Below are 19,973 nucleotides of genomic sequence, written 5' to 3'. Positions count from 1 at the left end.
TACGAGCAGTAAACTGCGCTTTCTCGCCAGATTTCGCCTTGTCTGGCTCTAGCTCGCGAGACGTTGAAACTGGTTCTAGAAGCCCTGGAACAGAGTCATGTGCTCGGCAATCGGGCCCAGGGCCAGTGTCGGCAGGAAGGTCAGGCCACCGACCAGCACAATGGTCAGGGTCAGCAGGGTGACGAACAGCGGGCCGTGGGTCGGGAAGCTGTTGCTGCCCAGCGGGGCGCGCTTCTTCGCCGCCAGGCTGCCAGCGATGGCGAGGATCGGCAGGATGTAGCCGAAGCGCCCGATCAGCATGGCCAGGCCGAGCATCAGGTTGTGGTACACCGTGTTGGCAGCGAAGCCGGCGAACGCCGAACCGTTGTTGGCCGTCCCGGAGCTGTAGGCATAGAGCAGTTGGCTGAAACCGTGGGCGCCCGGATTACTCACCGAGGCGGCAGGCCCAGGCAAGCTGGCGGCCAGCGCGCCGAGCACCAACACCCCGACCGGCATCACCAGCAGGGTCGCCACCAGCAGGCGGACTTCACGGGCTTCGAGCTTCTTGCCGAGGTATTCCGGGGTGCGGCCGATCATCAGGCCGGCGAGGAATACCGCAATCAGCACGAACAGCAGCATGCCGTAGAGGCCAGCGCCAACGCCGCCGAAGATCACCTCGCCAAGCAGCATGTTGAACAGCGGAATCATCCCGCCGATGGCGCTGAAGCTGTCATGCATGGCATTCACCGAACCATTCGACGCTGCGGTGGTGGTGACCGCCCACAGCGCTGAACCGGCGATCCCGAAGCGGCTCTCCTTGCCTTCCAGCGAACCGCCCTGCTCGATCGGCAATGCAGCCAAGGCCGGGTTCGGCTGGTACTCGGCGTACAGGGTCACGCTCAGGCCGATGGCGAACAGGATCAGCATGCTCGCCAGCAGCGCGCGGCTCTGACGCAGGTCCTTGACGTAGTGGCCGAAGGTGAACAACAGAGCCGCCGGAATCAGCAGGATCGAGGCCAGCTCGAACAGGTTGCTCCAGGCCGTGGGATTCTCGAACGGGTGCGCCGAGTTGACGCCGAAGAAGCCGCCGCCGTTGGTACCCAGCTGTTTGATCGCAATCTGGCTGGCGGCAGGGCCGAGCGGGATGGACTGGTCTGCGCCGAGCAGGGTTTTCGCCTGCACGTAGTCCATGAAGGTCTGCGGCACGCCTTGCCAGACCAGCAGCAGCGCCAGAAGCAGGCACAGCGGCAGCAAGCCATAAAGCGTGGCGCGAGTCAGGTCGACCCAGAAGTTGCCGACACTGGCGCTCGAACGGCGGGCAATGCCACGGCAGAACACTACCAACACGGCCAGACCAACCGCCGGGCTGACGAAGTTCTGCACGCCGAGGCCGACCATCTGGCTGAAGTAGCTCAGCGTCGCCTCGCCGCTGTAGGCCTGCCAGTTGGTGTTGGTGACGAAACTTACCGCCGTATTGAACGCCAGGCTCCATTCCAGCCCCGGCAGCTGCTGCGGGTTGAGCGGCAGCGCGCCTTGCAGCAGGAGGATGGCGAACAGCGTCAGCAGGCTGACCAGGGTAAAGGCCAGCAGCGCCAGGCTGTAGGTTTTCCAATCCTGCTCGGTCTTGCTGTCGACCCCGGCAAGCCGGTAGCAGAGACGCTCGACCGGTTGCAGCACGGGGCTCAACCAGGTTTTCTCGCCTTCCATCACCCGGTACAGGTAACGCCCGATAAAGGGCGCAGGCAGCAGAACCAGGGCGAAGAACGCCAGGATCAACAGATAATCGTAACTGTGCATGCTCGCCCCCTACGCCCGTTCGGCGCGCAGCAGCGCGAACACCAGGTAAATGAATAGGCCTGCGGCCAAGACCAGGGACACGCCATCCAGAATACTCATCGAACCTCTCCGTCATGCGGGACTCCCGCTTAGTCGAAATTCTCCGCAGGTCGGCGTAAAGGAACGAGACGCAAGGCGGTCGCGGGGCGTAAAGAAGCCGTAAAAAACCGCGTGGCATGCGCGGCGAGGGGTTTCACGGCTAAAGCCAAATGCGCCATGTCTGCACGCAACACATCAGGCGAACAAAAAAAATACCCCGCAGAGTGCGGGGTATCGGGGTAACGCAGGGGGCGATTAGGACGGCTTATCCGGTGGCGAACCGCCAACAGGCGGGTTGGTTGCTGGCCCCTTGTCGGCCACCCAATCGTTGAGCAGGCTGTAAGCCACCGCGAGCAGGGTTGGACCGAGGAACAGGCCCATAAAACCAAAGGCCAGGATGCCGCCGAACACCCCGAGCAACACCACCACCAGCGGCAGGTTTCCGCCACGGCTGATCAGGTACGGCTTGAGGATATTGTCTACGCCACTGATTACGAACATGCCCCAGATGCCCAGGAAGACCGCCATGCCCACCTCGCCCTGCCAGACCAGCCAGGCTACCGCGGGCCCCCAGATCAGTGGGGGCACCATGATCAAGCTGAAGCCGAACGTCATCAGCCCCAGGACCAAGGCTGCCGGTACGCCGGCGATGGTGAAACCGATGTAGGCCAGTATCGCCTGCGCGGCGGCAGTGCCGATGACCCCGTTGACCACGCGCTGCACGGTGCCCGCGACCAACTCCAGATAGTGCTCGGCACGGTCGCCGATCAGGCGCTCAAGCACGCTGTGAACGAACCCGGCCAAACGCGGGCCGTCGCGGTAGAAGAAAAATACCAGCACCAGGCTCAGGGCCAACTCCAGCATGCCGCCGCCAATCTGCGCACTGCGCGCCAGCAGCCAGTTGCCAACCTGGCCCAAGTACGGCCGCACGGTAGCGAAGAAGGCGGCGCCCTGTTGATCGATGGTCTGCCAGAAGCCAACCAAACGCTCGCCCACCACCGGCAACTCGGCCAGCCACTCCGGGGGTGGCGGCAGGCCGTCGACCTGGAAATCCTTGACCAGGGCCGTGGCATCCTTGATGTGATCGGCCAGGTTGAAACCGAGCATCACCAGCGGCACGGCCACCAGCACCGTCCAGCCGAGGGTCAGCAGCCCTGCCGCCGCCGCTTGCCGACCACGCAGCAGGCGTGTCAGCCAGCGCATCAGCGGCCAACTGGCGAAAGACAGCACCGCAGCCCAGAACAGCGCCGACCAGAACGGCGCCAGCACCCACAGGCTCGCGCCGAGTAGCCCGAGGAGCAAAATCTGCACCAGCAAGCGGTCGTTATTGAGCATGCACACGGCTCCGAACAAAGAAAAGAAACGGCTCTAGGCTCCGTACTTCAGGTAGGGAGCCTAGCGAATTTATCGGAGAAGAATGCCTGGCTTGCGCAGAGGCCGGCAAGCCAGTTCAAGCAGCAGTGCGGCGCGGCTCGCAGCAAGGCCATGGACCGCGCGCAAACCCGGTCGCTAGCGCAGCACGCTTATGCGCAACCCCGAGGCCGTGGCATCACCCAACTCCAGGCGCGCGGCACGCACCCGCTGTGCGATCAACGCTTCGCGCCAGGCTTCGGCCTGAGGCCCGGCCAGACTGACGCGCAGGGTGCTGTCTTGGTTGAGACTACGCGCCAGCAGAGTGGTCCAGGCCTCGCTCGGCTCGGCCTGTTTGGGCAAACGCAGCTCGCCACTGCTTTTCAGTTGCCGCAGCAAGGTGGCAGGCGTCGGCAGCACCTCGGCCAGTGGGGCATCAGCCGCCAGCAGCTCGGCATGCAAATAGGCGCGACGGTTACCGCGAGTGATGCTGTAAAGCGCCAGCACACTGTCCTGCCGTGGTTCGGCCAAGCGCATCAGCACGTAGGCTTGTTGATCATCGGAGCCATACAAGGTGGCGTTGCCGAACACCGCGTTGGCCCACAGGCTACTCGAACCGCACTCGCGCCCCTGGCACCAGTAGAGCAGCTCGGCATCCTGCGCCTGCATCGCTTCGCGCGCAGCGGTAAACACTTCAGTGGCCGAATGGGTACGCGGCAACTCGTAGGTCAGCGAGGTCAGCGCGCCCTGTACCTGCACCTCGCGTTCATAGCGCAGACGCCCGCTGATACGACGAATCGCCCCTTGCGGGTAGATCCGCTCCTGTTCGGCGACCTGCTTGAAACTGACGATCTGGCTGCCGGGAAAGCGTGGCAACACCTCCAGGTCATGGCTGCCGGGAATATCTGCCGCCAGCGCCGCACCACTCGCCAGCACCGCTCCCATCAAACTGAACCAACGCATGCAGCCCATCACCGTACCAACATCGCTTGGGCGGTTTTCACGGCATTCGCAGTATCAGTTTCTCGCTGCGGCACCAACACCCCACGCTGCACAGCGGGACGTTGGTCCAGCGCCTTCATCCAGCGCTGCAAGTGCTGTAAGCCATCGACCGAAACACCCGACCAATCGTGGATACGCACCCAGGGATAGGTCGCAATATCGGCAATGCTGTAGTCGCCGGCCAGGTAATCGACCTCGCCCAAACGCCTATCGAGCACCTCGTAAAGGCGCCGGGTCTCGTGCTGATAACGGTCGATCGGACCTTGCAGTTTTTCCGGGAAATAGCGGAAGAAGACGTTGGCCTGGCCCTGCATCGGGCCGACTCCGCCCATCTGGAACATCAGCCATTGCAGCACTTGCGAACGCCCCTTGACGTCCTGCGGCAGCAGTTGCCCGGTCAGTTCGGCGAGATAGATAAGAATCGCGCCGGACTCGAACACGGCGAAGTTGTCGTTGTTGCGGTCGACGATGGCCGGAATACGACCATTGGGGTTGATCGTGAGAAACGCAGCGGTTTTTTGCTCTTTCTTGTCAAAGCTCAATGCATGCACGGTGTAGGGCAGCTGCAGCTCTTCCAGGGCGATGGACACTTTGTGACCATTGGGGGTCGCGGCGGTATACAGGTCGATCATGCGATTCTCCATTTGCAATCGGCCCCACCTTCCCCAGTTGCCTTTGGCAAGTCAAGGCGAGCGCAGGAAAGGATTGAAACAGTCTGCTACGAGCTGCGCGCCGGCTTCATCGTCCAGGTGCAGGTGATGCCCACCCGGCAAGTGAGTCAGGTTGATCGGCAAACCGCTGAGCAACTCGCTGAAGCGCGATTGCGTCAGGAGCATGCCCTGCTCCGCCATCACCAGATTGACCGGGCATTGCAGGCGCTGGACGAAAGCCATGGCGTGGGCATGGGTCAGGCGTAGCGGCGACGGCAAGGTCAAACGGCTGTCGGTACGCCAGGTGTACCCACCCGGCACCGGCATCAAACCGCGCTGGGCCAACAGCTCGGCGGCCTCGCGGCTGACCGCGCCGACGCCGCGCATGCGCGCCTCGACCGCCCGCTCGAACGCGGCATACACCGGCTTGCGTTTACCGGCCAGGGCCATCTGCGCCTTGAGCGCTTCGGCCAATTTCTGCGGCGCGCTATCGGCCTCGCCGGTGTAGGGAATCAGCCCGTCGATCAACGCCAGACGCACGACCCGCTCGGGCAGCGCAGCGGCCAACATCACCGAGACGATGGCGCCCATCGAATGCCCGAGCAGGGAAAAGCGTTGCCAACCGAACTGCTCGGCCACCTGCAACACGTCGTGCACGTAATCCCAGAGCGCATAACCAGCCCCGGCCGGGCGGTGATCGGAGTGACCGTGACCGGCGAAATCCAGGGCGACAATCCGCAACCCCGCGAGCTTTGGCGCCAGGCGGGCGAAGCTCGCGGCATTGTCCAGCCAACCGTGCAAGGCGATCACCGGCTGCCCATCTGGCGGACCATAGAGGTGCGCAGACAGCTCGATATGCGGCAGACTCAGGCGCACTTCTTCGAATGGCAGATTCATGCCGACTCCTCGCTACGCGGCTGGCCAGCCCAGCGGCTGAACAGCGATTTCAACAGCTCGGCGGTGTCTTGCGGGCGCTCCAGAGGGAACATGTGCCCACCCGGCAACGTCAGGTACTCGCCTTGCGCCATGCGCCGGATCAACCGCGCGTGATGCGGCAATACCACACGGCTGTGGCGGCCACGGACCATCGCCAGCGGCACTTGCAGCTGCTGCGGGCGGCCGGGGCTGGTGTGCGGCACGCTGCGGTAGATGCTGATTTCCGTGGCCGGATCGAAGCGCAGGCGCAGGCTCTTGCCGGTGCTGTGCAGGCCGTGTTGCACATAGGCGTCGAGGCATTCCGGGTCGAAACGGCGGAACAGGGTCTTGCCGGCGAAGTAGCGACGCGCCTCGACCAGGTCGGCGAACTCTTCGCGGCGGCCCAGCGTGCGCCCGGCCGGGGTGATGCGGTCGATAAAGCCGAAACGCTTGGCTGCACGGATGACGATTTGGTCGGCCAGGGTGAGGATCGGCGAATCGAGCATCACCACGCCGCGGTACAACTGCGGCTTGAGCAGCGCGGCGTGGTAATGCAACAAGCCGCCGAGGGAGTGGCCGACGCCCCACACCGGTTCGCTGCGTTGTTCGAGGTGATGCAGCAGCTCATCGACCAGGTTGCTCCAGTTGTCGTTCACCGGAAAACGCGGGTCATGGCCATGCAGCTCCAAGTGCTGCACCGCATACTCGGGCGCCAAGGCACTGAACAACTTGCCGTAGGTGGCCGAGGGAAAGCCATTGGCATGGGCGAAGAACACGGGTTGAGTCATGGTGGCTGGCTTATGAAAGAGACCGACGAATTGTCCGGCAGCCGCTGTGCGGCGGCAATGACTGTAACTGCCAGTGATGATGGCTCTAGTGCCATAAGCCATGCACAACCCGACGGCACGCTAAGCCCGTAGGGGGGACATGGCGCAGCCTTGTCCACCGAACTTTGCGGCGGACAAGCCGCGCTGCGGCATGTCCGCTCTACGTGGAGCACGTCTCCGACAAGACGGGGACAGCCTCTAGGCCATGGCATCGCTCGCTAGTTTGTTCAACGGCGCTGTTAGCGCTGCGCCGGGCCGTTCTCGCCGAGCGGCACGATGGCCATGGTCAGTCGCGAGATGCAGCTGGCCTTGCCGTCCTCGCTGCTCAGGCGAATGTCCCAGACATGCGTGGTACGCCCCAGGTGCACCGGGCGGGCGATCGCCGTGACCCGGCCGCTACGTACACCACGCAGGTGGTTGGCGTTCACCTCCAGGCCGACGCAGTAGAACTTCTGGTTATCGATGCACAGGTAGCTGGCGGTCGAGCCGAGGGTTTCCGCCAGCACCACCGAGGCGCCGCCGTGCAGCAAACCGTAGGGCTGATGGGTGCGCGCATCGACCACCATGCTGGCGCGGAGGGAATCGTCGTCGAACGCTTCGAAGCGAATGTCCAACTGCTCGCCAATGGTGTTTTTCAGGGTCGCATTGAGTTGCTCGATATTCGGAGTTTGCCGCCACAGGCTCATGGGAAATCCTTTCGACAGAGAGGCCGCTGCACGCAGCCCGGAGAAATCCAGCGTAGATCGACGTTGGCCAAGCGCCCGCCAGGGCACCCGGCCAGCGCACCGGTCACTCGTGCCACAGCACGGCTTCGCGGCGCTCGACCCACTCGGCGAACTGTGGCCCGTAGGTCCCTTCGACCACGCTGCGCTTGATCTTCAAGGTAGGCGTGAGGAAACCGTTGTCCACCGCCCAGACCTCCTTGACCAGCACCAGGCCCTGCAAGCGCTCGTGCTTGTCGAGTTCCTGGTTGACCTCTTCGAGCAGGGTTTTCAGGCTGTTTTCCAGCTCTGCCCGCGCATCATTGGCGGCCTCGTGGCGGCCAACATCGGAGAGCACGCACAGCGCCATCGGTTGCGCCATGCCATCGCCGACCACACACACCTGCTCGATCCGCGAATGCACGGCCAGACGGTTCTCGATCGGTGCCGGGGCCACGTACTTGCCTTTGCTGGTCTTGAAGATTTCCTTGATCCGCCCGGTCAGGCGCAGGTTGCCCTCGGCATCCTGTTCGCCCTTGTCGCCGGTGCGCAGGAAACCATCGGCGGTGATGGTTTCCGCGGTTTTCTCCGGGTCCTTGAAATAACCTTGCATGGTCGCACCGCTGCGCACCTGCACTTCGCCATCCTCGGCGATGCGCACTTCCACGCCGGGGCTGTTCTGGCCAATCCAGCCGCGCTGGAACTTGCCCGGCCGGCAGACATGCGAATAACCGCAGTTCTCGGTCATGCCGTACACCTCAAGCACTTCGAGGCCAAGGCGTTTGTACCAATTGAGCAGGCTCTCGGGCACCGGCGCCGCGCCGGACAGGGCATAGCGCACGGCATCCAGGCCTAAACCAGCGAGGACCTTCTTACCGACAACGCGCCCGATGATCGGCAGCTTGAGCAGGAAATCGAGCTTTTCCGCCGGCATCTTGCTGTATACGCCCATCTGGAATTTGGTCCAGATGCGCGGCACGCCGAACATCACGGTCGGCCGCGCGCGCTTGAGGTCGTCAAGGAAGGTGTCCAGGCTCTCGGCGAAGAACACCGTCTGCCCGCCATAAATCGACGCCAGCTCGACGAACATGCGCTCGGCTACGTGGCACAGCGGCAGGTAGGACAGCACACGATCGTCTTCGCCGACCCCGAACAGCTCGATGGCATGCCCAGCGGCGAAGCCGAAGTTGCTGAAGTGCTGCATCACGCCTTTCGGCGTGCCGGTGGTGCCGGAGGTGTAGATGATGGTGGCCAGTTGATTGGCCGCAGGCTTGGGATCGTCCTGGATCGGCGTGCAGGCTTGCAGGTCGTCCCACAGGTAGCTGAACTCGCCTTGCGGGCGCAGCGGCAGGCCGATGGTCGGCAGCGTTTCGGGTACGCCCGGCGCCATGCCCGGCCAATCGTCCAGTTTGCCGACGAACAACAGCGCGGCCTCGGAATGCTCAAGCACCTGGCGCACTGAATCGGCGGTGAGGTTCGGGTACAGCGGCACCGACACGTGGCCAGCCATCCAGATCGCCAGGTCGCTGACGATCCAGTGCGCGCAGTTCTTGGAAACGATTGCGATGCGACTGCCTTGCGGCAATTCGCGGCTGCGCAGCCAGTTGGCCGCCCGCCGCGCCTGCTCGCCGACATCAGCCCAGCTCAGCTCCTGCAACTGCCCGCCTGGCAGCGGCTGCACCATATAGCGCTTGTTCGGGTGACGGGCCTCGCGTTCGTAAAACATGTCCAGCGGCAAACGGATAGCATCGGCCACAGGTCTTCCTCCCTTGTTGTTTTTGTGGAGCCAACCAAGCAATTGCTTGGTTGGACTATTCCACGCACAAAGGCGAGCCGCAAGTGGAGAAATGTTTCGGTGTGTAGTGGTGTTTCAGCCTCGCCGTGGGTGCACCACGGCAAGCAGATTCATGCCCCCGGCGGCGATCATCTCGCCGTCCAGTTCGGCCAGGCTGGCGGTCTGCATAGGCAACGGCTGCTGCCGGTGCCCATGCAACAACAGCCCTGCCACGGCGCCCACCAAGGGTTGATGGGTCACCAGCAGCAACTCGCCGTCAGCGTAACGGTCGAGTTGCACCAATACCTCGCGTGGGTCGCTGTCGGGGGTCAACCAGGGCACTGTGTGAATACCCGCGGTGAAGCCCAGGGCATCACGCACCAGAGCGGCGGTTTGCTGGGCCCGCACATAAGGGCTGGCGAGGATCGCGCTCAGCGTTCGCCCCTCCAGTTGCACGGCTGCCTGGCGTACGTCCTCGCGGCCGCGCGCGGTCAAGACACGCTCGGCATCGCTACGCGCGTGCGGTTCGGCTTCACCATGACGCAGTAACCACAGCCTCATCGCCCTGCACTCACAGCTTCGGTTCTTCGTCGCGCACCGGGTGCGCTGCCGGCGGCACGCTGTGCGGCGTCTCGCCTTGCGGTGCTTGCGGGGTCGGCCAATCAGCGAACGGCCACGGCTTCTCATCGCTGTTGAACGTGCCGAAGCGGCCGATCTGCGCCAGGTACTGGCTCAGGCTGTCGCCGAACCCGAGCAGGCTGGCGCTCGGTGCACCGTAAAACACCCGGTAAACGAGTTGCAGCAGCACCACGGCGCCCAGTACCAGCTCGGCCAGCTGCCACACGATGACAAACAGCAGCATCCACAGAACCCGCAAGAGGATGGACTCACGCGCCAACTCTTTATGCTCTTCGCTCATGACACTCTCCCTATGAATTGGCCCCGGGTTCAGAAACCCGTGGCTGGAATAAAATCGACGTCGGTCTTTGGTTCGGCACGCATCAGCGCGGCAATGACCTGATCCAGCGTACGCCCCTCGAAGACAATCGCATGCAAGCCGGCGACCAGGGGCATGTAGACCTGTAATTCCTCGGCTTTGGACTTCAACACCTTAATGGTGTTCACCCCTTCCGCCACTTCTCCCAGACGCTCTACCGCATCGTCCAGGCTCAAACCCTCGCCGAGGGCGAAGCCGACCTGATAATTACGGCTTTTCGGTGACGAGCAAGTGACGATCAGGTCGCCGACTCCGGCCAGGCCGAGAAAGGTCATCGGGTTGGCTCCCAGGTGCACGGCAAAACGGGTCATTTCCGCCAGGGCGCGGGTAATCAGCATGCTTTTGGTGTTTTCGCCCATGCCCAGCGCGGCGGCCATGCCGGCCATGATCGCGTAGACGTTCTTCAATGCCCCGCCCAGCTCGACGCCGAAACGGTCGCCGCTGGCGTATACGCGAAACGTACGGCCATGCAGGGCAGCCTGCACCTGCTGGCAGAGCGCCTCGTCCTCGCTGGCGATCACCGTGGCGGTCAGCGCATGCTCGGCCACTTCCCGGGCCAGGTTCGGCCCCGACAACACACCGATACGCGCCTGTGGGGCGATTTCTTCGAGGATCTGGCTCATCAGTTTGAAGCTCTGCGCCTCAATGCCCTTGGTCGTGCTGACCAGCAATTTACCGCTGAGCTGCTCAGCCACCGGTTGCAAGGCCTGGCGCAGGGCGCTGGAGGGCAAGGCAACAAACACCAGTTGGCAGGCCTGCAAGGTTGCCGACAAATCAGTCAGCGGCTCGACGCCGAGGTGAATCTTCACCCCTTTGAGGTAGCGCGGGTTCTCACGGGTAACGCGAATGGCCTCGGCCTGTTCCGGGTCACGCATCCAATGCAGCACGCGCTGGCCATTCTCCGCCAGCAGGTTTGCAATCGCGGTGCCGAAGCTGCCGCCGCCAAGCACGGCGATGGGTTGCTGCTCAGTCATAACCAATCCGTAATCAATGGCGATCAGCGGGCATTATACGGAGCGACAGTCCTGCGGCCAGCTTTAGCTGGCCCTGCGACCGTGCATAAATGCCATGCGGCCGGCATGCCCCGACTGGCAAAGCCGCTCAGCTCGGTTAACATGCAAACCTTTCAACGCGAACAAGGCCGTTGCGTGATTATCCGCCCCCGCGCCCCACTCTCTCTGTCGCTGCTGGCGCTGTCTTGGTTGACCCTGCTGGCCGGCGACGACGTGTGGGCTGAAGACCTGTTCGACGGCGCGCAGGCCATGCCCCAAGTGCTCACCGCCACGCGCCTGAAACAAGCGCCCGCAGCCGTTCCCGGCAGCATCACGGTGCTCGACAGTGCCTTGATCAAAGCCAGCGGCGCGCGCGACATCCCCGAGCTGTTGCGCCTGGTGCCCGGCATGATGGTCGGCTACCGCAACGGCAACCAGGCCACGGCCAACTACCACGGCAGCAACGTGACCGAAGCGCGGCGCCTGCAAGTGTTGGTCGATGGCCGCTCGGTCTACCACCCCGGCCTGGCGACAGTGGATTGGACGGACATTCCGGTGGCCATCGAAGACATCGAGCGCATCGAAGTGTTTCGCGGGCCGAACACCGTCAGTTACGGCGCCAACGCCTTGATGGGGGTGATCAATATCCTCACCCGCACACCGGCCGACAGCCGCGGCACACGCCTGAAAACCACCCAGGGCCAACGCGGTATCAACGATTGGTACGCCCGCCACGGCACGGCCTGGGCCGACGGCGCAGTGCGCCTGTCGCTCTCCGGGCAACAGGACGAGGGCTTCGATCACAACGAATTCGACCGCGATTACCGCGACAGCCGGCGCCTCAACCGTTTCAACCTGTCCGTCAGCCAGCAACTCGACAGCCGCCACAGCCTGGACTGGCAACTGGCAGCCAAGGAAGGCAGCAACCAGCGCCCGTACAGCTACAGCCCGGTGTTCGGCAACATCGAGCCAGGCGACAGCGGCTCGGACGTCAGCGCCCGCGACTATGCCGGCTCCCTGCGCTGGACCCTCGACTTCAGCCCCGAGCACAGCCTGCAACTGCAAAGTTCGGCGCAGCATTGGCAGCGCGTGCAGGACTGGCGCGCCTGTGAGGCAGAAATCGCCTTCAGCCCGGCGCTGGGCCAATTGTGGGACCTGAACCCCGCCTATGTGCTCGCGCTCGCCGAAAACCCATTCAGCGTGCCGGCCGGAACGGCGCAAGAACAGGCACTCGCCGGCACCGTACAAGGACAGTTATTGGCTGGCGCGACCAACGCGGTGTGCGGCGACGTCAACCAAAGCATGCGCGAGACCCGCTACGACGTTGAGCTGCAAGACACCCTGAGCCTGTCCGACGACCTACGCCTGCTCAGCGGTGTGGGCTATCGCTATGACCGGGCCGATTCAGAAACCTATTTCAACGGTGCCCTGAGCAACCACATCTGGCGTTTGTTCGGCCATCTCGAATGGCAACTAAGCGAGCACTGGCTGTTGCAAGGCGGTGCCATGCTGGAAAACGATCAATTGACCGGCGACTCGCTGACCCCGCGCGTCGCCGTCAACTACCTGATTACTGCGCGCCACGGGCTGCGCGCGGTGTATTCGGAAGCCGTGCGCTCACCGGACATGTACGAAAACAACGTCGACTGGCGCTACCGCGTGCGCAACCTGCAACCGCTGGCGTTCGGCCAGAGCAGCGCGACCTACTTCGCCCGCTCGCAGGGCCCCGGCAATCTCGACCAGGAAATCATGCGCTCGCGTGAGCTGGGCTATAACGGCCTGTTCGCCGAAGCGGGCGTCGCCCTGGACATCAAGCTGTTCTACGACGAAATCCGCAACATGATCAGCGAACCGCTGCGCAATGACCGTTTCGCCCCGAGCAATGCCAACCACATGCGTTTCAGCGGCGCCGAGACCCAGATCGACTGGCAACTCAGCCACGCCGACCGCCTGCGCCTGAGCTATGCCTACGTCGACTTCACGGCCAGCAGCAAGCTCGACCAGCGCCTTACCGCGCGTAACAGCGGCTCCGCCGGTTGGCTGCGCGACTGGGGCCAGGGCTGGTCCAGCGCCCTCTTCTACTATGGCGCCGACCAACTCAACGAGCGCCGCTTCGAACGCCTCGACGTGCGTCTGGCCAAACGTATCGCAATAGGCCAAGCCACGCTGGAGTTGGCCGGGGTGCTGCAACAACGCCTCGACGATGAGCCGCTGACCTGGCAGGAAAATAACTACGACGAACGACACCTGCTGTATGTCAGCGCGGAGCTAGAGTTCTAGGATGCGTTGCCACCCTTCACGGAAGAGTCCCGCACGAGGCCCATGGATGCGCCACTGGCTCTTACTCTGCTGCCTACTCTGCACTGTGCCGCTACAGGCCGCCGAGATCATTCTCAGCAGCGTCGAAGACACGCCGGCAATCCGCGCGTTCAGCGCCGCCTTGGCCGCACGGCGGCCAGATGATCAGGTACGCTTTTCGCCCCTCGCAAACCTGCCGACGCCCGAGCGGATTGCCCGCGACACCCGCCTGATCCTGTTCGGCCCGCAAGCCCTCGACTGGCGACTGGCGGCGCCCGAAGGGCCGCCGACCCTGGTCGTGCGCATCGGCCGTGTGCAAGCACAGGCCTTGCTCGGCGATGCGCGCCCGGCCCACCTGAGCCTGCTCTGGAATGACCCGGACCCCGCGCGTCAGTTGCGCCTGGTGCGCTTGCTGCTGCCGCAAGCCAAACGCATCGGCGTGCTCTATGACGGACACAGCGAATTTCTCCTCGACGAACTACGCCGCGCCGCCGCACCGCTGGGCCTGGAGATCGTCAGCCAGGCCTGGCCCGACAGCCGCGATAATCGTCCCGTACTCGCCCTGCTACAGCGCAGCGATCTGCTGCTCGGCCTCAACGATGCCGACCTGTTCAACCCACACACCGCCAAGAGCCTGCTGCTGACCAGCTATGCCCAGCAACGGGCGTTGATCGGCCCCAGCGCCAGCTTCGTGCGGGCGGGCAGTTTGGTCAGCAGTTACAGCGACCAGAGCGACTGGCTAGCCAGCCTTGAGCATTGGCTCGACCAGCCGCCGCAACGCTGGCCGAGCAGTGCCTACCCACCCCATTTCAAAGTACTCGGCAACCGCCAAGTGGCGCGCGCATTAGCTATCGAACTGGCCGACGACGTCACATTGACGCGGCAAGTGGCAGAAGGAGAAAGCCCATGAACCTGCGCCGAGGCTGGAACATCCACACCCGCACGCAGTTGATCAGCGTCGGTCCGGCCCTGTTATTGACCCTGCTGCTGACCGGGTTTTTCACCTTCGTGCGTTTGCAGGACCTGCGCGAAGAACTCAACCAAACCGGTCAGCTGATCGCCAGCCAACTGGCGCCGGCCACCGAATACGGGGTGATTTCCGGCAACCTGGAGGTCCTCGACTCGCTCTTGCAGGCCACCTTAAACACCGCGCACGTGCGCTTTCTCGAAGTGCGCGACCGCGCGGACAATATCCTGATCTACGTCGAGCAACCCAACAGCCAAGGACAAGGCAGCGCACAGGTCGAGATATTCCACGCGCCGATCCGCTTACAGCGGATCGAACTGGCCAGCGACTTTTTCCAGGAAAGCGCCCAGCAGCCAGCCCCACCGACGGGCGATTACCTCGGCCGCGTGGTGGTGGGCATGTCCAATGACGCGTTCAACACCCGCCAGCAGGGCATCCTTCTCAAAGCCGCGCTGCTGGCCCTGTTCGCCTTGCTGCTGACCTTTTTTCTCGCGCGGCGCCTGGCGCGGCGTCTGTCGCAACCGCTGAGCGCGATGGGCGAGGCGGTGACGGCGATTCGGGCCGGCGATTACCGCACCGCCCTGCCGGAACAAGGCGAAGGCGAGTTGGGCGCCCTGGCGCGGCACATCAACGACCTGGCCGATGGCCTGGATCGCGCCAGCCATGAGCAGCAACAAGCGATGGCCTTGCTGATCAAGGCGCGCGAGGAATCGGAGCAGGCAAACCGCGCCAAATCCGACTTCCTGGCGATGATGAGTCACGAACTGCGCACACCCATGAATGGCGTGCTGGGCATGCTGCAACTGCTGGAGACCACCGAGATGACCCAGGAGCAAGGCGAATACGCCGCCCTGGCGACCGAATCCACCGAACACCTGCTGAAAGTCATCAACGACATCCTCGATTTTTCGCGCATCGAGCGCGGCGCGCTGGAGTTGGAGCGCATCGGGTTCAACCTGCTGGAGCTGATTCAGGGCTCGGTACAGGTGTTTCAGCACAGTGCCCAGCAGCGCGGCCTGGAGCTGAAACTGGAGGCCCAGGACGGCCTGGAGCAACTGGAAGTCCAGGGCGACCCGACGCGCATCCGGCAGATACTGGTCAACCTGATTGGCAACGCGCTGAAGTTCACCGAAGACGGCAGCATCCGTGTGCAAACCCACTGGCAAGCACTGGATAACCAAGTGCTGTGGTTTAGCTGCGCGGTGCACGACAGCGGCATCGGCATCTCGCCCGAGCGCCTGGAGCATATGTTCGATGCGTTCCAGCAAGCCGACACCTCGATCTCACGGCGCTATGGCGGCACCGGTCTCGGTCTGCCAATCGCCCGGACGCTGGCGGAGCGCATGGGCGGCACCCTGCGCGCGCAAAGCCAGGAAGGCCGCGGTTCGATCTTCACCCTGGAAATACCGCTGCCATTCTCTCAACACAGCCGACCCATCGAGCGACATTCCCTCCCCGAAGGCGGCCAAGGCCAGGGGCAGGAGGTACTGCTGGTCGAAGACAACCCGGTCAACCAGACGGTGATCGAAGCCATGCTGCGCAGCCTCGGTTATCAGGTGTTCTTGGTCGGCGACGGCGCCCAGGCAGTGCATAGCGCCGAGCAACAGGATTTTGCCGCAATCCTGATGGATTGCCGGCTGCCGATCATGGATGGCTATGAGGCCACCCGGCAGATTCGTCGACTCGCGGGCCACGCCGGCGTGCCCATTATCGCCCTGACCGCCAACGCCCTACAGGGTGACCGCGAGGCCTGTCTGGACGCCGGCATGAACGATTACCTGGCCAAACCCTTCAAACGCGTTGACCTACAACGCGTGCTGCAACGCTGGCTACCACCCCGACCTTCGATGAGTAGCGAGGATGCCTGAAATGCTTCAGGCTTACCGCGGCAAGACCTCTTGCCCGGTTCGTGTGACAACACGCAGTGCGCGGGTGTACAACTGTACTCAACCCGCTGTGACTTTCACCACAACGCAACAGTCTATGACTAGGCTGCTGGCAGACGCACATGCTGTGCGGCGCCAGCCAGGACGATTCGCCCAGCCCTGGCGCGTGGGGATTAATGAGGAGCTCGCATGACCAAACAAAACGCCTTCACCCGGGAAGACCTGTTGCGCTGCAGTCGCGGCGAACTGTTCGGCCCAGGTAATGCGCAACTGCCCGCGCCGAACATGCTGATGATCGATCGCATCACCCACATCAGCGAAACTGGCGGCAAGTACGGCAAAGGCGAGATCGTTGCAGAACTCGATATCACTCCGGATCTGTGGTTCTTCGCTTGCCATTTCGAGGGTGACCCGGTGATGCCAGGCTGCCTCGGCCTTGATGCCATGTGGCAATTGGTGGGTTTCCACCTCGGCTGGCAAGGCAACCCCGGCCGTGGCCGTGCCCTGGGTTCCGGCGAAGTGAAATTCTTCGGCCAAGTACTGCCGACCGCCAAGAAAGTCACCTACAACATTCAGATTAAACGCACCATCGCCCGCTCGCTGGTTCTGGCCATCGCCGATGGCACCGTCAGCGTCGATGGCCGCGAGATCTACAGCGCCGAAGGCCTGCGGGTTGGCCTGTTCACCTCCACCGACAGTTTCTAAAGGATCTTCTCCATGCGTCGCGTCGTGATTACCGGTCTGGGCATTGTTTCTTGCCTGGGCAATGACAAAGAAACCGTATCCGCCAACCTTCGCGCTGGTCGGGCCGGTATCCGTTTCAATCCGGAATACGCCGAGATGGGCCTGCGCAGCCAAGTGTCCGGCTCCGTCGACCTGAACCTGGAAGAGCTGATCGACCGCAAGGTCTACCGCTTCATGGGCGACGCCGCCGCCTTCGCCTACCTGTCCATGGAACAGGCGATCAAGGATGCCGGCCTCAGCACAGAAGAAATCTCCAACCCACGCGTGGGTTTGATCGCCGGCTCCGGCGGCGCGTCCACCTTCAACCAGATGGAGGCCATGGACATCCTGCGCGAGAAAGGCGTCAAGCGTGTCGGCCCGTATCGCGTACCGCGCACCATGGGCAGCACCGTTTCCGCCTGCCTGGCCACACCGTTCAAGATCAAGGGCGTCAACTACTCGATCTCCTCGGCGTGCGCCACCAGCGCCCATTGCATTGGCAACGCCATGGAGCAGATCCAACTGGGCAAGCAAGACATCGTGTTTGCTGGCGGCGGCGAAGAAGAACACTGGAGCCAGAGCTTCCTGTTCGACGCCATGGGCGCCCTCTCCACCCAGTACAACGAAACCCCGGAAAAGGCCTCGCGCGCCTATGACGCCAAGCGTGACGGTTTCGTTATCGCTGGCGGTGGCGGCATGGTGGTGGTCGAGGAACTGGAACACGCCCTCAAGCGTGGCGCGAAAATCTATGCGGAAATCGTCGGCTACGGCGCAACCTCCGATGGCTATGACATGGTCGCGCCGAGCGGTGAAGGCGCAGTGCGCTGCATGCAGCAAGCCCTGGCCACCGTCGACACGCCAATCGACTACCTGAACACCCACGGCACCTCGACCCCGGTCGGCGACGTCGCGGAAAGCCGCGCAGTACGTGAAGTGTTCGGTGCCAAGGCACCGGCCATCAGCTCGACCAAGAGCCTGTCCGGCCACTCCTTGGGCGCCGCCGGCGTACAGGAAGCGATCTACTGCATGCTGATGATGGAAGGCAACTTCATCGCCGGCTCGGCGAACATCGACGAAGTCGATCCAGAGATCGCCGACCTGCCGATCCAGCTCAAGACCGTGGAGAACGCCAAACTCACCACCGTAATGAGCAACAGCTTCGGCTTCGGTGGCACCAACGCCACCCTGGTACTGAAGCGCTGGGCCGGCCAGTAAGCCTGACCATGCTGCACAGAAAAACGGCGCCCTAGGGCGCCGTTTTTTATTTCCAGCGATGGGTCCCCACGAGACGCGTTGCTCAGAAGCCGGCGCGTGGGGTCTCGCTTCGCTCTACGCCAGCCCACACACCACAATCGATACCGCAAGACCAGCGCCCGCAAGCGCCGGCCGGCCCTGCCTGCGAACTAGACCTTGAAGCGCCCGACCATACTGTTCAGATCGACCGCCAGACGCGACAACTCCTGGCTGGCGGCACTGGTTTGGTTGGCACCGGCGGAGGTTTGCAGGGACAGATCGCGAATGTTCACCAGGTTGCGATCAACCTCGCGGGCCACCTGCGCCTGTTCTTCCGAGGCGCTGGCGATGACCAGGTTGCGCTCGTTGATCTGCGAGATCGCCGTGGCGATTTCTTCCAGCGCCAAACCTGCGGCCTTGGCGACATCCAGCGTCGAACGGGCCCGCGTATTGCTGTTTTGCATGGCACTGACCGCCTGATCGGTGCCCTGCTGAATACCGCTGATCATTTGCTCGATTTCCTGGGTCGACTGCTGAGTACGGTGCGCCAAGGCGCGCACCTCGTCGGCCACTACCGCAAAGCCCCGCCCGGCATCGCCGGCACGCGCCGCTTCGATGGCGGCGTTGAGGGCCAACAGGTTGGTCTGCTCGGCAATCGAACGAATCACGTCCAGCACTTTGCTGATGTCGCGCACCTTATCGGCCAGCAATTCGACCTGCCCGGCGGTGGCGGTGACGTCGTCGGCCAGGTGACTGATCGAGTCGACCGTCTGGCGTACTTGCTCGCGACCTTGCTGGGCGGTGCGGTTCGACTCGCGCGAGGCCTCCGAGGTGGTCACCGCATTGCGCGCCACTTCTTCCACAGCGGTGGTCATCTGATTGACCGCGGTCGCCGCTTGTTCGATTTCGTTGTTCTGCTGATGCAGGCCACGCGTCGAATCCTCGGTCACCGCGCTCAACTCCTCCGAAGCAGACGCCAGTTGATTGGAGGAATCGGAAATACTCTGAATGGTGCTGCGCAGGCTTTGCTGCATGGTTTTCAGCGCTGTCAGCAAACGCGCCGGCTCATCTTTGCCATCGACCACGATGTTGTGAGTCAGATTACCCGCAGCCACCACTTCCGCCACTTCCAGCGCGCGATTCAGCGGCGTGACGATGCTGCGCGTCAAGAGCAGCGCCAGCACCACCGTCGCCAACCCCGCCAGCAGCATGGTCACCAGCACCCAGGTACGTGCGCTATAGAACACCTCACCAGCATGCGTTGCCGCGCGGGTAGCGCCGCTACGATTGAGATCGGTCAATTCAGCCAGGGCTGCGGCCATCGAATCGGCATACTGGCCCAGCTCGCCATTGACTACGACCAGCGCCTCGTCGAGCAAGTCTTGCTGCGAAAGCTGCATGACCTTGCCCTGCTCTTGCAGGTAAAGCCGCTCGGCGGTCTGAAAACGCTGATACACCGCACGCTCTTCGGGGGTGGAAATCAGCCTTTCAAAGCGTTCCTGGGAAGCCAATAAATCCGCTTTCAACTGCACCGCGCGGGCTTCGTTAGCGCGCAGACTTTGCTCATCGCGGTTGAGCATCAGACGCAGGGTGATGGTGCGCAAACGCAGGATACTTTGGCTCAATTCACCCAGCTCCAACACGCCCGGTAGCCAGTTTTCATCCACCTCGGCGGATTGCTCGCGCATGCTGGCCATCTGTAGCAAGGCAAAACTGCCAAGGAAAAGCACCAACAACGCCACCAGACCAAAACCCAAGGCGGCTCTGGGGGCGATATTGAGATTACGCAGTGTCATGTTGGGCT

General features: G+C 63.2%; 18 protein-coding genes. 5 read left to right on the top strand and 13 right to left on the bottom strand.

From position 1 onward, the window contains the following. Positions 1–75: 75 nt before the first annotated feature. The 12 genes from kdpA to B3M58_RS09405 form a co-directional block, all read right to left on the bottom strand. A complete protein-coding gene (gene kdpA, locus B3M58_RS09460) occupies positions 76–1,776 on the bottom strand; it encodes a potassium-transporting ATPase subunit KdpA (RefSeq protein ID WP_296218586.1) in 1,701 nt (566 codons plus the stop codon). 9 nt (positions 1,777–1,785) lie between these two features. Then, positions 1,786–1,875, bottom strand: a complete 90-nt coding sequence (gene kdpF, locus B3M58_RS09455) for a K(+)-transporting ATPase subunit F (RefSeq protein WP_296218584.1) — start codon at positions 1,873–1,875, stop codon at positions 1,786–1,788. 234 nt (positions 1,876–2,109) lie between these two features. Next, the gene (locus tag B3M58_RS09450; RefSeq protein ID WP_296218582.1) at positions 2,110–3,189 is read right to left on the bottom strand and encodes an AI-2E family transporter; all 1,080 of its coding nucleotides are present in this window, start codon (positions 3,187–3,189) and stop codon (positions 2,110–2,112) included. A gap of 174 nt (positions 3,190–3,363) precedes the next feature. Then, the gene (locus B3M58_RS09445) at positions 3,364–4,167 is read right to left on the bottom strand and encodes a DUF4892 domain-containing protein (protein WP_296218581.1); all 804 of its coding nucleotides are present in this window, start codon (positions 4,165–4,167) and stop codon (positions 3,364–3,366) included. Positions 4,168–4,175: 8 nt separating this feature from the next. Then, a complete protein-coding gene (locus B3M58_RS09440; protein WP_296218579.1) occupies positions 4,176–4,838 on the bottom strand; it encodes a glutathione S-transferase family protein in 663 nt (220 codons plus the stop codon). Between the two features lie 51 nt (positions 4,839–4,889). Further along, entirely contained in the window at positions 4,890–5,753 is an 864-nt protein-coding gene (locus tag B3M58_RS09435) for an alpha/beta hydrolase (RefSeq protein ID WP_296218577.1), read from the bottom strand. Beyond that, complete coding sequence (locus B3M58_RS09430; RefSeq protein ID WP_296218576.1) at positions 5,750–6,559, bottom strand: alpha/beta fold hydrolase; 810 nt, start codon at positions 6,557–6,559, stop codon at positions 5,750–5,752. Before B3M58_RS09430 ends, B3M58_RS09435 begins: the two co-directional genes overlap by 4 nt. A 278-nt stretch (positions 6,560–6,837) precedes the next feature. Further along, positions 6,838–7,284 carry a hotdog fold thioesterase gene (locus B3M58_RS09425; protein ID WP_296218574.1) on the bottom strand — a complete coding sequence of 149 codons (447 nt, stop codon included), beginning with the start codon at positions 7,282–7,284 and terminating at the stop codon, positions 6,838–6,840. Between the two features lie 103 nt (positions 7,285–7,387). After that, positions 7,388–9,055, bottom strand: coding sequence for an AMP-binding protein (locus B3M58_RS09420; RefSeq protein ID WP_296218571.1), 1,668 nt, complete (start codon positions 9,053–9,055; stop codon positions 7,388–7,390). A 114-nt stretch (positions 9,056–9,169) separates the two neighbouring features. Next, positions 9,170–9,634 (bottom strand): phosphohistidine phosphatase SixA, encoded by a 465-nt coding sequence (gene sixA, locus B3M58_RS09415; protein WP_296218570.1) that lies wholly within the window; start codon positions 9,632–9,634, stop codon positions 9,170–9,172. Between the two features lie 10 nt (positions 9,635–9,644). Further along, positions 9,645–9,992: a DUF4389 domain-containing protein gene (locus tag B3M58_RS09410; RefSeq protein WP_296218569.1), complete on the bottom strand. Its 348-nt coding sequence runs from the start codon at positions 9,990–9,992 to the stop codon at positions 9,645–9,647. A 29-nt stretch (positions 9,993–10,021) separates the two neighbouring features. Continuing rightward, complete coding sequence (locus B3M58_RS09405) at positions 10,022–11,044, bottom strand: NAD(P)H-dependent glycerol-3-phosphate dehydrogenase (RefSeq protein ID WP_296218567.1); 1,023 nt, start codon at positions 11,042–11,044, stop codon at positions 10,022–10,024. 141 nt (positions 11,045–11,185) lie between these two features. On the opposite strand from B3M58_RS09405, the gene B3M58_RS09400 reads away from it, so the two are divergent. From B3M58_RS09400 to fabB, 5 genes are all read left to right on the top strand, one after another. Further along, on the top strand, positions 11,186–13,342 hold the full coding sequence (locus B3M58_RS09400; protein WP_339628711.1) for a TonB-dependent receptor plug domain-containing protein: 2,157 nt from the start codon (positions 11,186–11,188) through the stop codon (positions 13,340–13,342). A 46-nt stretch (positions 13,343–13,388) separates the two neighbouring features. Next, the gene (locus B3M58_RS09395; protein ID WP_296218565.1) at positions 13,389–14,270 is read left to right on the top strand and encodes an ABC transporter substrate-binding protein; all 882 of its coding nucleotides are present in this window, start codon (positions 13,389–13,391) and stop codon (positions 14,268–14,270) included. Beyond that, positions 14,267–16,195, top strand: coding sequence for an ATP-binding protein (locus B3M58_RS09390; RefSeq protein ID WP_296218564.1), 1,929 nt, complete (start codon positions 14,267–14,269; stop codon positions 16,193–16,195). The genes B3M58_RS09395 and B3M58_RS09390 overlap by 4 nt, the downstream gene beginning before the upstream one ends. Before the next feature lie 207 nt (positions 16,196–16,402). After that, complete coding sequence (gene fabA, locus B3M58_RS09385) at positions 16,403–16,918, top strand: 3-hydroxyacyl-[acyl-carrier-protein] dehydratase FabA (RefSeq protein ID WP_296218563.1); 516 nt, start codon at positions 16,403–16,405, stop codon at positions 16,916–16,918. A 12-nt stretch (positions 16,919–16,930) separates the two neighbouring features. Then, a complete protein-coding gene (gene fabB, locus B3M58_RS09380; protein WP_296218562.1) occupies positions 16,931–18,151 on the top strand; it encodes a beta-ketoacyl-ACP synthase I in 1,221 nt (406 codons plus the stop codon). A 188-nt stretch (positions 18,152–18,339) separates the two neighbouring features. Here the strand turns inward: fabB and B3M58_RS09375 are convergent, their stop codons facing one another. After that, positions 18,340–19,965 (bottom strand): methyl-accepting chemotaxis protein, encoded by a 1,626-nt coding sequence (locus B3M58_RS09375; RefSeq protein WP_296218561.1) that lies wholly within the window; start codon positions 19,963–19,965, stop codon positions 18,340–18,342. Between the last annotated feature and the right edge of the window lie 8 nt (positions 19,966–19,973).

It is taken from the genome of Pseudomonas sp. UBA2684 (genome assembly GCA_002354655.1).
Classification (GTDB): Bacteria; Pseudomonadota; Gammaproteobacteria; order Pseudomonadales; family Pseudomonadaceae; genus Aquipseudomonas.
Note: the sequence above shows the minus strand (reverse complement) of the source record. Positions and strands in the feature narration are given on the sequence as shown.